Annotated in this window: 12 protein-coding genes; all 12 read left to right on the top strand. The window is 66.3% G+C overall.

Annotated features, from left to right (window positions below):
• The first annotated feature begins 9 nt into the window (after positions 1–9).
• The 12 genes from QDT69_RS02785 (at position 10) to QDT69_RS02730 (ending at position 15,128) form a co-directional block, all read left to right on the top strand.
• Positions 10–1,005: an alpha/beta hydrolase gene (locus QDT69_RS02785; protein WP_279705117.1), complete on the top strand. Its 996-nt coding sequence runs from the start codon at positions 10–12 to the stop codon at positions 1,003–1,005.
• A 119-nt stretch (positions 1,006–1,124) separates the two neighbouring features.
• Positions 1,125–4,358: a cytochrome P450 gene (locus QDT69_RS02780; protein WP_279705116.1), complete on the top strand. Its 3,234-nt coding sequence runs from the start codon at positions 1,125–1,127 to the stop codon at positions 4,356–4,358.
• 165 nt (positions 4,359–4,523) lie between these two features.
• Positions 4,524–5,198, top strand: a complete 675-nt coding sequence (locus QDT69_RS02775; protein ID WP_279705115.1) for a spermidine synthase — start codon at positions 4,524–4,526, stop codon at positions 5,196–5,198.
• Positions 5,199–5,323: 125 nt separating this feature from the next.
• Positions 5,324–6,211 (top strand): AraC family transcriptional regulator, encoded by an 888-nt coding sequence (locus QDT69_RS02770; protein ID WP_279705114.1) that lies wholly within the window; start codon positions 5,324–5,326, stop codon positions 6,209–6,211.
• A 171-nt stretch (positions 6,212–6,382) separates the two neighbouring features.
• Complete coding sequence (locus QDT69_RS02765; RefSeq protein ID WP_279705113.1) at positions 6,383–7,507, top strand: maleylacetate reductase; 1,125 nt, start codon at positions 6,383–6,385, stop codon at positions 7,505–7,507.
• Between the two features lie 25 nt (positions 7,508–7,532).
• Positions 7,533–8,435 (top strand): intradiol ring-cleavage dioxygenase, encoded by a 903-nt coding sequence (locus QDT69_RS02760; protein ID WP_279705112.1) that lies wholly within the window; start codon positions 7,533–7,535, stop codon positions 8,433–8,435.
• A gap of 35 nt (positions 8,436–8,470) precedes the next feature.
• A complete protein-coding gene (locus QDT69_RS02755; RefSeq protein ID WP_279705111.1) occupies positions 8,471–10,255 on the top strand; it encodes an FAD-dependent monooxygenase in 1,785 nt (594 codons plus the stop codon).
• 106 nt (positions 10,256–10,361) lie between these two features.
• Positions 10,362–11,663: an ABC transporter substrate-binding protein gene (locus QDT69_RS02750; protein ID WP_279705184.1), complete on the top strand. Its 1,302-nt coding sequence runs from the start codon at positions 10,362–10,364 to the stop codon at positions 11,661–11,663.
• Positions 11,664–11,742: 79 nt separating this feature from the next.
• Positions 11,743–12,456 carry an ABC transporter ATP-binding protein gene (locus tag QDT69_RS02745; RefSeq protein ID WP_279705110.1) on the top strand — a complete coding sequence of 238 codons (714 nt, stop codon included), beginning with the start codon at positions 11,743–11,745 and terminating at the stop codon, positions 12,454–12,456.
• Entirely contained in the window at positions 12,453–13,157 is a 705-nt protein-coding gene (locus QDT69_RS02740) for an ABC transporter ATP-binding protein (RefSeq protein WP_279705109.1), read from the top strand. Before QDT69_RS02745 ends, QDT69_RS02740 begins: the two co-directional genes overlap by 4 nt.
• 7 nt (positions 13,158–13,164) lie before the next feature.
• Positions 13,165–14,031 carry a branched-chain amino acid ABC transporter permease gene (locus tag QDT69_RS02735; protein WP_279705108.1) on the top strand — a complete coding sequence of 289 codons (867 nt, stop codon included), beginning with the start codon at positions 13,165–13,167 and terminating at the stop codon, positions 14,029–14,031.
• Entirely contained in the window at positions 14,028–15,128 is a 1,101-nt protein-coding gene (locus QDT69_RS02730; protein ID WP_279705107.1) for a branched-chain amino acid ABC transporter permease, read from the top strand. Before QDT69_RS02735 ends, QDT69_RS02730 begins: the two co-directional genes overlap by 4 nt.
• Positions 15,129–15,338 lie beyond the last annotated feature (210 nt).

Genomic DNA, 15,338 nt, shown 5'->3' with positions numbered 1-15,338 from the left:
ATTCCGTCGATGATAGAAATGCCACCGCTGCAGTTCGCCGAGACGAACGGCATCCGCATGGGGTTCTACGAAGCTGGCCCCAAGACCGACACGCCGCCCGTGGTGCTGTGCCACGGATGGCCCGAACTGGCGTTCTCTTGGCGTCATCAAATCAAGGCGCTGGGCGAGGCCGGCATCCGGGTGATTGCACCGGATCAGCGCGGCTATGGCGCGACCGACCGGCCCGAGCCGGTCGAGGCCTACGACATGGAGCAGCTGACCGGCGATCTGGTCGGCTTGCTCGATCACCTCAAGATCGACAAGGCGATCTTCGTCGGTCACGACTGGGGCGGCTTTGTCGTCTGGCAGATGCCGCTCAGGCACTCGTCGCGGGTCGCCGGCGTCGTCGGCGTCAACACGCCGCATTGGGACCGTGCGCCAATGGATCCGATCGCGCTGTTCCGCCAGCGCTTCGGCGACCACATGTACATCGTCCAGTTCCAGGATCCGGCGCGCGAGCCGGACCGGATTTTTGGCAGCCGGGTCGAGCAGACCTTCGATGCCTTCATGCGCAAGCCGGCGCCGCGTCCCGCGGATGCGCCGCCCGAACAGCCGATCGCGGGCGTCGGGGCGTCGGCCCGGCTCAATCTGGCGTTCCCGCAGATGATCGCGAATTACGACGCCAAGCACGATCCGCGCACCCCGATCCTGTCCGCCGAGGAGAAGAAGGTGTTCGTCGACACCTTCACCAAAACCGGCTTCACCGGCGGCATCAACTGGTATCGCAATTTCACCCGCAACTGGGAACGCTCGGCGGGGCTGGACCACAATGTGCGGGTGCCGTCGCTGATGATCATGGCCGAGAACGACGCGGTGCTGCCGCCCTCGGCCGCCGACGGCATGGAGAGACTGGTGCCGGATCTCGAAAAATATCTGGTCAAGGACAGCGGCCATTGGACGCAGCAGGAAAAGCCTGACGAGGTCAGCGCAAAGCTGATCGAATGGCGCAGGAAACGGTTTGGCTGACGACCAAGTCGTCATTCCGGGGCGATGCGCAGCATCGAACCCGGAATCTCGAGATTCCGGGTCTGGTCCTTCGGACCATCCCGGAATGACGGGGGTTCTACACAGGGGGCAATCTCAACATGGCGTCCGGCAACAGACTGAGTCCGATCCCGCATCCGCCGACGAAGCCGGTGGTCGGCAACATGCTGTCGCTGGATTCGACCGCGCCGGTGCAGCATCTGGTCAAGCTCTCCAAGGAGCTCGGGCCGATCTTCTGGCTCGACATGATGGGCGCGCCGCTCGTGATCGTGTCCGGCCATGACCTGGTCGACGAATTGTCCGACGAGAAGCGCTTCGACAAGGCGGTGCGCGGCTCGCTGCGCCGGGTGCGCGCGGTCGGCGGCGACGGGCTGTTCACCGCCGACACCAGGGAGCCGAACTGGAGCAAGGCGCACAACATCCTGATGCAGCCGTTCGGCAACCGCGCCATGCAGTCGTACCACCCGAGCATGGTCGATATCGCCGAGCAGCTGGTCAAGAAATGGGAGCGCCTCAACGCTGACGAGGAGATCGAGGTCGTCCACGACATGACGGCGCTGACCCTCGACACCATCGGGCTGTGCGGCTTCGACTATCGCTTCAATTCGTTCTACCGCCGCGACTACCACCCCTTCGTGGAATCGCTGGTGCGCTCGCTCGAAACCATCATGATGACCCGCGGCCTGCCGCTCGAGGGTCTGTGGATGCAGAAGCGGCGCAAGACGCTCGCCGACGACGTCGCCTTCATGAACAAGATGGTCGACGAGATCATCGCCGAACGCCGCGGCAACACCGACGTGACCGACGACAAGAAGGACATGCTGGCCGCGATGATGACCGGCGTCGACCGCGCCACCGGCGAGCAGCTCGACGACGTCAACATCCGCTACCAGATCAACACGTTTTTGATCGCGGGACACGAGACCACCTCTGGCCTGTTGTCGTGCACGATCTATGCGCTGCTGAAGCATCCCGAGGTGCTGAAGAAAGCCTACGAGGAGGTCGATCGCGTCCTCGGTCCGGACGTCAACGCGCGGCCGACCTATCAGCAGGTGACGCAACTCACCTACATCACCCAATGCCTGAAGGAGGCGCTGCGGCTGTGGCCGCCGGCACCGGCTTACGGCATCGCGCCGCTCAACGACGAGACGATCGGCGGCAAGTACAAGCTGAAGAAGAACACCTTCATCACCATCCTGGTGATGGCGCTGCATCGTGACCCGAGCGTCTGGGGGCCGAACCCCGATGTGTTCGATCCCGAGAATTTCAGCCGCGAGGCCGAGGCCAAGCGCCCGATCAATGCCTGGAAGCCGTTCGGCAACGGCCAGCGCGCCTGCATCGGCCGCGGCTTTGCCATGCACGAGGCCGCGCTTGCGATCGGGATGATCCTGCAGCGCTTCAAGCTGCTCGACGTGCATCGCTACCAGATGCATCTGAAGGAGACGTTGACGGTCAAGCCCGACGGCTTCAGGATCAAGGTGCGGCCGCGCGACGACAAAGATCGCGGCGCGTTCGCCGGTGCTACGGGCGCCGTTGCGGCTGCGCCGAAGCCGCAGCGCGCGCCGACCACGCGGCCCGGCCACAACACGCCGATGCTGGTGCTCTACGGCTCCAATCTCGGCTCGGCCGAGGAGCTGGCGACCCGCATGGCCGATTTGTCGGAGATCAATGGCTTCGCCACCCGGCTTGGCCCGCTGGACGATTATGTCGGCAAGCTGCCGGAGGAGGGCGGCGTCCTGATCATCTGCGCCTCCTACAATGGCGCAGCGCCCGACAATGCGACGCAGTTCGTCAGATGGCTGGAGAGCGACCTGCCGAAGGACGCCTTCGCCAAGGTGCGCTACGCCGTGTTCGGCTGCGGCAACAGCGATTGGGCGGCGACCTACCAGTCGGTGCCGCGCTTCATCGACGAGCAGTTGACCAAGCATGGCGCGCGCGCGGTCTATCCGCGCGGCGAGGGCGATGCGCGCAGCGATCTCGACGGCCAGTTCCAGAAATGGTTCCCGGAGGCGGCCAAGGTCGCGACCAAGGAATTCGGCATCGACTGGAATTTCACCCGTACCGCCGAGGACGAGCCGCTTTATGCGATCGAGCCGGTGGCGCAGGGCGCGGTCAACACCATCGTGACGCAGGGCGGCGCGGTGCCGATGAAGGTGCTCGCCAACAACGAGCTGCAGACCAAGGACGGCGCCCATCCGTCTGAGCGCTCGACCCGGCATATCGAGGTCGAGCTGCCCGCCAGCCTGAAGTATCGCGTCGGCGATCATCTCAGCGTGGTGCCGCGCAACGATCCGACCCTGGTCGATTCCGTTGCGCGCCGGTTCGGCTTCCTGCCGGCCGACCAGATCCGCCTGCAGGTCTCGGAAGGCCGCCGCGCGCAACTGCCGGTCGGCAACGCCGTGTCGGTCGGCCGGCTGCTCACCGAGTTCGTCGAACTGCAGCAGGTCGCGACCCGCAAGCAGATACAGATCATGGCCGAGCACACGCGCTGCCCGGTGACCAAGCCGAAGCTGATGGCCTATGTCGGCGACGACGACGCCTCGGCCGGGCGCTATCGCACCGAGGTGTTGGCCAAGCGCAAATCGGTGTTCGACCTGCTTGAGGAATATCCGGCCTGCGAACTGCCGTTCCATCTCTATCTCGAAATGCTGTCGCTGCTGGCGCCGCGCTACTACTCGATCTCGTCGTCTCCGGCCGGCGAGGCGCAGCGCTGCAGCGTCACCGTCGGCGTCGTGGAGGCGCCCGCCAGTTCGGGCCGCGGCATCTACAAGGGCATCTGCTCAAACTATCTGGCGCGCCGCAGAGCCGGCGACACCGTCCACGCCACCATCAAGGAAACCAAGGCCGGCTTCCGCCTGCCGGACGACAATGCCGTGCCGATCATCATGATCGGGCCGGGCACGGGCTTAGCACCGTTCCGCGGCTTCCTGCAGGAGCGCGCCGCGCGCAAGGCGCAGGGCGCGACGCTCGGCCCCGCGATGCTGTTCTTCGGCTGCCGCCATCCGGAGCAGGACTTCATCTATGCGGACGAGCTGAAGGCATTCGCCGCCGACGGCGTCAGTGAGCTCTTCACCGCGTTCTCGCGCGCCGATGGTCCGAAGACCTATGTGCAGCATCTCGTCGCCGCGCAGAAGGACCGGGTCTGGGAGCTGATCCAGAAGGGCGCGATCGTCTATGTCTGCGGCGACGGCAGCAAGATGGAGCCCGACGTCAAGGCGGTGTTGATGTCGATCTATCGCGAGCGCACCGGCACTGATGCCGATGCCGCCGCTCGCTGGATCGAAGAGATGGGCACCAGGAACCGCTACGTGCTCGACGTCTGGGCCGGCGGCTAGCCTTGCGCCTTCGTAGCCCGGATGGAGCGGAGCGAAATCCGGGGCCTTGCGAGTGGCGGGAGATTTCCCGGATTGCGCGGAGCCTGTCATCGGGCGCGCGTTTGCGCGACCCGTTGGCTCCATCCGGGCTACGGCCACGGTGCCGGCCATGCTACAAGCCGCCGCATGATTCCATGGGAAAAGATCGATACCGCGCGCATTCCCGGCACTGAGGGTGAATTGCGTCTGATGCGGCGCGGCTCCGAATTCTCGATCATGCTCGGCACCAACGAGCTGATGAACAGCCGCCTGTCGGGCTCGGAAGAGGCGCTGGCGACGCTCGCTGCGAAGAGGATCGAGAAGGTCGCACGGCCGCATTTCCTCATCGGCGGCCTCGGCATGGGCTTTACGCTGCGGGCGGCGCTCGCCGTGCTCGGATCCGATGCGCAGATCACGGTGGCCGAGCTGGTCCCGGCCGTGGTCGCCTGGGCGCGAGGCCCGATGGCCGAGATTTTCGGCGACAGCCTGAACGATCCGCGCGTCAGCATCCACGAGGTGGACGTTGCCGACGTCATCGAGCGCCACCCGCACAGCTTCGATGCCATTCTCCTCGATGTCGATAACGGGCCGGAGGGCCTGACCCGCAAGGCCAACGACGCGCTGTATGACGTCTCCGGGCTCAAAGCCGCGCACACCGCGTTGCGCCGCGGCGGCGTGCTCGCCGTCTGGTCATCGGGCCCGAATGCCAGGTTCCCGAAATCCCTGTCCCGGGCCGGGTTCGCCGTCAACGAGATTGCGGTCCGTGCCACGGGTCGTGGCCGCGGTGTCCGCCACGTGATCTGGCTTGCGGTCAAGGAATAGAGGCCCCGGCTATTGCGACGCAGCAAGGTCGCCGCGGGGAGCCGTCGGTTCGATTGTGTTGAAAATCCATGGCCGTTGGGTTTCACTCGACCGGCACGTGAGGCCTCGAGCCCTTGGACTGCCGGATGCAGGCGACGTCGAATTTTGGGGTGCAGGAGACGCACGGGATCCTGAACCGCTTCCAGGCCGATTTCCGCGGCTCGAGCGAAGGGCTCGGCTGGTCGTCGGCGTTTGCCTCGGTTCAGCGCGAACGGCCGTTTGACGGGCATTTCCACGCGCTGTCGGACAATCTGATGGTGCTGCACCGGGGCGGTCCGGTCGACATCACCTATGTGATGGACGGCAAGTCGGTGGCCCGGCAGATCCCGCGCGGCGGCGTGTTCTTCCTGCCGGCCGGGCACACCTGCAACGTGGTCTTGCGTGAGGCGCTGGAATCCACCCACATCTATCTGCGGTCCGACCTGTTTGCGGGCCGGGACGGGGCGTCCAGCCTGATCGGCGGGCTGGCGCCGATGCTCGGCGATCAGGATGCCGTGCTGGAGCATCTCGCCGCGGCGATCGGCGAGACCATCACCGGCGGCCTGCCGGCCTCGTCGCTGTTCGTCGATCCGATCGCGCAGGCGATCGCCAACCGCTTTGTCGCGATCAATTTCCACAAGCCGAGCGTGGAGGCCGGCAAGCATCCGAACCTGCTCAGCAACAGGCAGATGGCGCGGATCCGCGAATTCGTCGACGCCAATCTCGATACCGATATCCGGCTCGACCAGCTGGCCGAGCTGTGCGGCCGCAGCACCGAATATTTCGTGCGCCTGTTCAAGGCGACCAGCGGTGTCTCGCCCTACCAATACGTGCTAAACCTCCGCATCGAGCGGGCCAGGGCGATGCTCGCCGACGAGACGCAGAGTCTCGCCGACATCGCGCTGGCCTGCGGCTTCTCGCATCAGGAGCATTTTACGCGGATGTTCCGCCGCTTCACCGGCGTGACGCCGGGGCGCTACCGGCGCAGCCATTAGCGTGCAGCTGGCGGGGTCAGGCGAGGGGCGCTGCGCGCCGCATCCGGGCTGACGATTTTTCCGGTTTTGTGCAGATTCTCTCCGGTTTCGTGCAGGCCCGCGACCGCCGCCCGCCGCTAGCTTTCTCCCAACAAAGTGAAATTTGCCGGTCCGCCGGCTGGGAGAAATGCCATGAGCATCGCAGCGTCCGATGCCGTACGTCCGCCGATCGCGGCGGCTGGAGATGCCGGTCAGGGCGCCTTTGCCTATTGCTCGCAGCAATATCGCGTGGTGTTCGGCGCCGGCACCACGGCGCGGCTTGGCGAGGAGACCGAGCGCCTCGGCATCAAGCGGGCGCTGGTGCTGACCACGCCCGAGCAGCAGGATCTTGGACAAAGGCTCGGCGCAGGCCTCGGTGACCGGCTCGCAGGAACGTTTGCCGGCGCGCGCATGCATACGCCGGTCGAGGTCACCAACGAAGCGCTTCGCATCGTTGAATCCCGCGACATCGACGGGCTGGTCGCGATCGGCGGCGGCTCGACGGTCGGGCTCGGCAAGGCGCTGTCGCTGCGCACCGGGCTGCCGCATATCGCGATGCCGACCACCTATGCCGGCTCGGAGATGACGCCGATCTTGGGCGAAACCAGCAACGGCATCAAGACCACGCAGCACTCCCACGATCTGGTGCCGGACGCCGTCATCTACGACGTCGATCTCACCGTCAGCCTGCCGCCGCATGTCTCCGCCGCCAGCGGCCTCAACGCGATCGCTCACGCCGTCGAGGCGCTGTATGCGCCCGACGCCAATCCATTGACCTCGCTGATGGCGGAGGACGGCATCGCCGCGCTCGCCCGCGCACTGCCACGCATTATGACAGCGCCGGCCGATGCCGAAGCGCGGCGCGATGCGCTCTACGGTGCCTGGCTCTGCGGTGTCTGTCTCGGCGCGGTCGGGATGTCGCTGCACCACAAGCTCTGCCACGTGCTGGGCGGCATGTTCAACCTGCCGCACGCCGAAACCCACGCGATCGTGCTGCCGCATGCGGCCGCCTACAACGCCGCCGCCGCGCCTGACGCGATGACCCGGATTGCGCGCGCATTGCGCGCGAGTGACGCGCCGCAAGGGCTGTTCGACCTCGCGCGCCGGCTCGCGCTGCCGCGCCGGCTGGCCGACATCGGCATGCCCGAGGACGGCATCGCGCGCGCTGCCGAGATGGCGGTGCGCAGCCCCTATGCCAATCCAAGACCTGTGGAGCGCGTCGCGATCCAGGACCTGATCGCGGCGGCCTGGCGCGGCGATGCACCCGCGCAGCACTGACATCTCGAGATCAAGGGACAACATGATGGCCAATTTCAACGAGCACGATCTCACCGATGAGGTGATCCGCAGCTTCGCCAACACGCCGAACAAGCGGCTGAAATTCCTCATCGAGGAGACGGTCAAGTCGCTGCACGATCTGGTGCGCCGCACCGAGCTCACCTTCGAGGAATGGAGTCAGGCGATCAAATTCCTGACCCGCACCGGGCAGACCTGCACGCCGCTGCGCCAGGAGTTCATCCTGCTCTCTGACGTGCTCGGCGTCTCGATGCTAGTCGACGCCGTCAATCACCGCGAGCGTGAGGGCGCGACCGAGACCACGGTGCTCGGCCCGTTCTATGTCGGCGAGCACCGCGTCACGCCGCACGGCGCCAACATCTCCGAGGGCATCGACGGTGAAGTGATGTTCGTGCAGAGCCGCGTCACCGACCTTGCCGGCAAGCCGCTCGCCGGTGCCGAGATCGATGTCTGGCATGCCGATGATGACGGTTTCTACGATTCGCAGAAGGCGAACTACGCGGCGCACGGTCCGTCGCTGCGCGCGCGCTTCGTTACCGATGCCGACGGCCGCTTTTCGTTCCGAACCATCCTGCCGTGCAGCTATCCGATCCCGACCGATGGCCCGGTCGGCGGTCTGATCACCGCGACGAAACGTCATCCGATGCGGCCGGCGCATGTGCACTTCCTGGTCAAAGCCGAAGGCTTTGAGCCGCTGATCACCCACGTGTTCCTCGATGGCGACGAATATCTGCGCAGCGACGTGGTGTTCGGCGTCAAGGACGAACTCATCGCCCGCGTCGAGCCGAAGAGCGAGCCGGTGCTGCCGAACGGCGAGCGGGTTTCCGGCCCGTGGCACCTGATGACCTACGACTTCCAGATGCGGCCGGGCGCGGGCTTGGTGCCGCAGCCGATGATGGCCGCCGAATGACGATCACAACCAACGACACGACCAAGGAGAGGACCATGACCAGCAAAACTGTTGAGACCGACGTGCTTGTCGTCGGCAGTGGCCCGGCCGGCGCGACGGCGGCGGCACTGCTCGGCATGTATGGCGTCAAGCATATCCTGGTGACCAAATATGGCTGGCTCGCCGACACGCCGCGCGCCCACATCACCAACCAGCGTGCCATGGAGGTGCTGCGCGATCTCGGCCTCGAGGAGAAGGCAGTGGCGCAGGCGGTGCCGCAGCATCTGATGGCCAACAACGTGTTCTGCGAGAGCCTCGCCGGCGAGGAGTTCGGCCGGCTGTATTCCTGGGGCAACCATCCCTCGCGCAAGGCGGATTACGACCTCGCCAGTCCGGCGCGGATCTGCGACCTGCCGCAGAATTTCCTCGAGCCGATCCTGATCGAGGCCGCCGGCCAGCGCGGCACCTCGCTGTGCTTCAACACCGAGTTCGTCGATCTGGTGCAGGATGCCGACGGCGTCACCGCGACGGTGAAGGACCGCCTGTCCGGCGAGACCTATCAGATCCGCGCCAAATATCTGATCGGCGCCGACGGCGGCCGCAGCCGGGTCGCCGAAGTGATCGGGCTGCCGATGGAAGGCCAGATGGGCCGCGCCGGCAGCATGAACATCATCGTGCAGGCGGATTTGAGCAAATACGTCGCGCACCGTCCGAGCGTGCTGTATTGGGTGCTGCAGCCCGGCGCCGAGATCGGCGGCATCGGCGCCGGCCTGATCCGCATGGTACGGCCGTGGAACGAATGGCTGATCATCTGGGGCTACGACATCGAGCAGGGCGAGCGCAAGCTCTCCAACGATGAGGCGATCTCGATCGTCCGCAACCTGGTCGGCGACGAGACGCTCGAGGTCAAGGTTCGCTCGACCTCGACCTGGACCGTGAACGAGATGTATGCCGGCCATTACTCGTCCGGCCGCGTGTTCTGCGTCGGCGATGCCGTGCATCGCCACCCGCCGACCAACGGCCTCGGCTCCAACACCTCAATCCAGGATGCCTACAATCTCTGCTGGAAGCTCAAGCTGGTGCTCGAGGGCCACGCGGCGCCGTCGCTGCTCGAGACCTATTCGGCCGAGCGGCAGCCGGTCGGCAAGCAGATCGTGACCCGCGCCAACAAGAGCATCGGCGACTTCCCGCCGATCTTCGAGGCGGTCGGGCTCGTCGCCTCGACCGATCCGGCCGAGGCGCGCAAGGCGATCGCCGCGCGCAAGGCGCCGACTGCGGAAGGCAAGGCGCGCCGCAAGAAGCTCTATGACGCGATCGCCAACAAGAGCTACGAGTTCAACTGCCACGGCGTCGAGCTGAACCAGCGCTACGGCTCGACCGCGGTGGTCTCCGATGGCACGCCGATGCCGGCGTTCACCAGGGATCACGAGCTGTATTATCAGGCGACCACCTGGCCCGGCGCGCATTTGCCGCATGTCTGGGTCGAGCATCACGGCCAGCGCAAATCGACGCTCGATCTCACCGGCAAGGGCCGCTTCACGCTGCTCACCGGGATCGGCGGCGAGGGCTGGAAGACGGCCGCAGCCGCAGTCGAGAAGGCTTACGGTCTGCCGGTCGATGTGGTGACGATCGGACCGCAAGGCTGCGATGCGCTCGACATCTATGCCGACTGGTATCGCCAGAGCGAGGTGGACGAGGACGGCTGCGTGCTGGTGCGTCCCGACATGTACGTCGCCTGGCGCGCCAAGGAGGCGGCGGCCAATGCCACCGATGTGCTGCTGGACGTGTTCGGCCAGATCCTCGGCCGCAGCGCGCAAGCGAAGTCCGTCGCCGCCGCGTGATTGCGGCACAACGCCGGCAATTGTTTTCAGAACGAAATGAACGGCAGCCGGCGTGCATTCGGCTCGCCACAAGGAGGGGAAAATGACCAAGGACCATTTGAACGTCATGTCTTTCGATCGCCGCCGCGTGCTGCAGGGCATCGCCGGTGGTTTCGCGGCCGCAGGTAGCACGACGTTGTTCGCACCGACCGTGCGCGCGGCCAACAAGCCGATCAAGATCGGCTATATCTCGCCGAAAAGCGGCCCGCTCGCGGCCTTCGCCGAAGCCGATGATTTCGTGCTCGGCGAATTCCGCAAATTCATCAAGGACGGCGTCAAGGCCGGATCGCAGACCTATCCGGTCGAAGTCGTCACCAAGGATAGCCAGTCGAATCCGAACCGCGCCGCCGAAGTCGCCAAGGAGTTGATCACCCGCGACAATGTCAGCTTGATCGTGGTCGGCGCGACTCCCGAGACCAACAATCCAGTGGCGACGCAGTGCGAGCTCGAGCAGGTGCCGTGCATCTCCTCCGTGGCGCCGTGGCAGACCAATTTCATCGGCCGCCAGGCCAATCCCGGCGATCCCAAGAGCTGGAAGCCGTTCGACTACACCTTCCACTACTTCTGGGGCCTGGAGGACGTGATCGGCGTCTTCACCAGCATGTGGAGCCAGGTCGCGACCAACAAATCGGTCGGCGCGCTGTTCCCGAACGATGCCGACGGCAATGCCTGGGGTGACACCACGATCGGCTTCCCGCCCGTGATGGCCAAGCAGGGCTTCAAGCTCACCGATCCCGGCCGCTTCCAGAATCTCACCGACGATTTCTCTTCGCAGATCGCCGCGTTCCGCGGCGCCGATGCCGAGATCATCACCGGCGTGATCATCCCGCCCGACTTCACCACGTTCTGGAATCAGTCGCGGCAGAAGGGGCTGAAGCCGAAAGTAGTCTCGGTCGCCAAGGCGCTGCTGTTTCCGGCGTCGGTGCAGGCGCTCGGCAAGGGCGGCAACAACATCTCGACCGAGGTGTGGTGGACGCCGACGCATCCCTACAAGTCGAGCCTGAGCGGCGTCAGCGCCGCCGATCTCGCCAAGGGCTATGCGCAGGCCTCCGGCAAGCAATGGACCCAGCCGATCGGCTTCGTGCATTCGCTGTTCGAGGTCGCGATCGACGCGATCAAGCGCTCCGGCGATCCGAGCGACGGCGCGGCGCTGGCGAAGGCGATCGGCGCCACCAAGCTCGACACCATCGTGGGCCAGGTCGCGTTCGGCTCCAGCGCGGTGCCGCCATTCGCGGCGAAGAACATCGCCAAGACGCCGCTGGTCGGCGGCCAATGGCGGCTCAACGGCGACACATACGACATGGTGATCACCGACAACAGACTGGCGCCGCAGATCCCGCTCGGCGGCGACATGCAGGCGTTGAGCTAGCGAACCGCTGGAGGTTGTTGATCGGAGACGCGCATCGTCAGCGCATCTCCTCGAAGCAAATTCATGTGGTGAGCGAAACATGCTCGAACTCCATTCCGTCTCGAAAAGGTTCGGTGCCATCGTCGTCGCCGATGCCATCGACCTGACCCTTACGTCCGGCGAGGCGCTCGGCGTGATCGGTCCGAACGGCGCCGGCAAGTCGACGCTGTTCAACCTGATCACGGGGCTGCTCCGGCCGGATGCCGGCCGCATCGTCCTCGATGGCGTCGACATCACAGGGCTGTCTCCCGAGGCACGCTGCCGCGCCGGCATCGGGCGTTCATTCCAGATTCCGCAGCCGTTCGACCACCTCTCGGTGTTCGAGAATCTAGCCGTCGCTGCCCAGTTCGGCGGCGGACTGTCGGAGGCCGACGCGGTCCAGCATTGCGGCCGCATGCTTGATCTCACTGGCCTCGAAGCCAAGGCCAACCGGCTTGCGGGCAGTCTGCCGCTGCTCGATCGCAAGCGGCTCGAGCTGGCGCGGGCGCTCGCCACCAAGCCGCGCACGCTGCTGCTTGACGAGATCGCAGGCGGCCTCACCGACGCCGAATGCCATCAGCTGGTCGAAACCATCCGCACCATCCACGCCGAAGGTGTCGGCATCATCTGGATCGAGCATGTGGTGCACGCGCTGCTCGCGGTGGTGCAGCGGCTGGTCGTGCTGAATTTCGGCAAGGTGGTCGCGCAGGGGCTACCCGCCGAGGTGATGCGCTCGCGCGAGGTCGAGACCATCTACATGGGAGTGCCGGCATGACCGCGCTGCTGAACGTCACAGCGCTCGATGCGTTCTATGGCGACTTCCAGGCGCTGTTCGGCATCGATTTCGAATTGGCCGAGGGCGAGGCGGTCGCGGTGATCGGCGCCAATGGCGCCGGCAAGTCGACCATGCTGAAGTCGCTCGCGGGTCTCGTGAAGAACCGCCCGGATGCCATCCGCCTCGCTGGCCGGGCGATCGGCGATGCGTCAGCCGCCAGCATCGTGCGGCTTGGGCTTGCGCTGGTGCCGGAAGGCCGCCAGCTGTTTCCCTCGCTCAGCGTCGAGGAGAATCTCTTGATCGGCGCCTATGGCGGCGAGCGCAGCGCGCCGTGGGATCTCGCCGCGGTCTACCGGATGTTTCCGGTGCTGAAAGAGCGCCGGCGCGGCGCAGTCACGGCGCTGTCCGGCGGTCAGCAGCAGATGGTGGCGATCGGCCGCGCGCTGATGTCGAATCCCTCGGTGCTGCTGTGCGACGAGATCAGCCTCGGCCTCGCGCCGATCGTGGTCGAGGACATCTACCGCATGCTGCCGCAGATCCGCGCCGGCGGCACCGCGGTCGTGCTGGTCGAGCAGGACATCGCCCGCGCGCTGCGCGCCGCGGATCGCTTCTACTGTTTGCAGGAGGGACGGGTGACGCTGAGCGGACGGCCAAAGGATGTGGATCAGGGCACGATCCGCGCGGCCTATTTCGGAGCATGAGGGAGCGATGAGCGGATTCGACACCATCATCGAAGGCGTGCTGCTCGGCGGCGTCTATGCGCTGTTCGCGCTCGGCCTGTCGCTGATCTTCGGCATCATGCGCCTGGTCAATCTGGCGCACGGCGATCTGATCCTGCTCGCCGCCTATCTGGTGCTCAGCGCCACCACCGCGCTCGGCCTGCCGCTGGCGGCGGCATCCTTGCTGGTCGTCGCGGCAATGTTCGTGCTCGGCTTCGTGCTGCAGCGGCTGGTGCTGGAGCGGGTGCTCGGCGACGACATCCTGCCGCCGCTGCTCGTCACCTTCGGCCTGTCGATCGTGATCCAGAACGGGCTGCTGCTCGGTTATGGCGCGGACAGCCGCCGCCTGCAGGCCGGCGCCTTCGAATCCTCGTCGGTGACGCTGGCATCCGGCCTCAGCGTTGGCCTCGCGCCGCTGACGGCGCTGGTGACGGCGATCGCCGCCGTCGCGCTGCTCCAGCTCATCTTCTATCGCACCTCGCTCGGCCGCGCCTTCCGCGCCACCGCCGATAATCCCGCGATCGCGCAATTGATGGGCGTCAACGAGCGCAATGTCTATGCGATCGCGGTCGGGCTCTCGCTCGCGGTCTCGGTGATCGCCGCTGTTGTGTTCGGCATCCGCGCCAGTTTCGATCCGTCGATCGGCCCGGCGCGGCTGCTCTATGCGTTCGAGGCCGTGATCATCGGCGGCCTCGGCAGCCTGTGGGGCACGCTGGCGGGCGGCATCGTGCTCGGGCTGGCGCAGGCGATCGGCGGGCGGATCAATCCGGAGTGGCAGATTCTCGCCGGTCATCTCACCTTCCTTGCCGTGCTGATGGTGCGGCCGCGCGGTCTCTTCCCGGCGAGGCGGACATGAGCGTCGAGAGCATCGATATGCCGGCTGGCCGGGAGGAGTGCGCGACAGATCTGCCGGTGTGGCAAATCCGGGTCGGCACGCGCCTGTCGCGCATCGCCGCCGTGGCCGGCATCGTGCTGGTGGTTGCGCTTGCCGCGCTGCCCGCGATCGCATCGCGCAACCTGATTCAGGACCTGATCTTCGTCCTCACCATGTTGACGCTGGCGCAGCTCTGGAACGTGCTGGCCGGGTGGGGCGGGCTGGTGTCGGTGGGGCAGCAGGCGTTTGTCGGGCTCGGCGCCTATGCGCTGTTTGCCGGCATCGTGATGGCCGGGCTCGATCCCGTTGCGGCGATCCCGCTGGCCGGCCTGTTCGCGGCGCTGATCGCGGCGCTGCTCGGGCCGCTGCTGTTCCGGCTGGAGGGGCCGTATTTCGCGATCGGCAGCTGGGTCGCCGCCGAAGCGCTGCGGCTGATCTGCGCCCAGTTCAAGTCGCTCGGCGGCGGCACCGGGATGTCGATCTCGCCCGGCGAATTGTCGCAGATGTTCGGGCTGAAGGCGGTGCAGACGCTGCTCGGGCTGCGCCCGGCGGCGGCGCGCGACGTCCTGGTCTACTGGCTGGCGCTGCTGCTCGCCGTGCTGGTCACGCTCGGCATCTACGCCTTCATCCGCTCGCGCCACGGCCTTGCGCTGGCAGCGAGCCGTGACAATGCGGCGGCGGCGCGCAGCGTCGGCGTCCGCACCGGGCGGATCCGCCATCTGCTGTGGATCGCGGTTGCCTTCGCCACCGGCATGGTCGGCGCGGTGGTCTATCTGCAGAAGGCGCGCATCTCGCCCGACGCCGCCTTCAGCGTCACCGACTGGACCGCCTATGTGATCTTCATCGTCGTGATCGGCGGCGTGCGCACCATCGAAGGCCCGATGGTCGGCGTGCTCCTGCTCTGGGGGCTCGTCACCTGGCTCGCCCAGTATGGCAGCCTCTATCTCGTCGTGCTCGGCACGCTCGCCATCCTGATCATGCTGTTCATGCCGCGAGGGGTGTGGGGCGCGGCGGCGCGGCGCTGGCAGGTGCAGCTGTTTCCGACGCAGCGCTGGCTCGGCCGCAGCGCTAGAGCATGATGCGTTAGGCTTGAACGGTGCTGCGAAGGAGTTGTGCTCCCTCTCCCGCTTGCGGGGGAGGGTCGGGGTGGGGGCTTTCTCCACGAGTCACATCGTTGAGAGAGCCCCCACCCGCATCGCATCTTCGATGCGATGCGACCTCCCCCGCAAGCGGGAGAGGTGAGCCGCTCTGCGGCCCGACCGGTTCAACCTGATCGCATCGCGCTTTGG

Source organism: Bradyrhizobium sp. CER78, from assembly GCF_029846235.1.
GTDB lineage: Bacteria > Pseudomonadota > Alphaproteobacteria > Rhizobiales > Xanthobacteraceae > Bradyrhizobium.
Note: the sequence above shows the minus strand (reverse complement) of the source record. Positions and strands in the feature narration are given on the sequence as shown.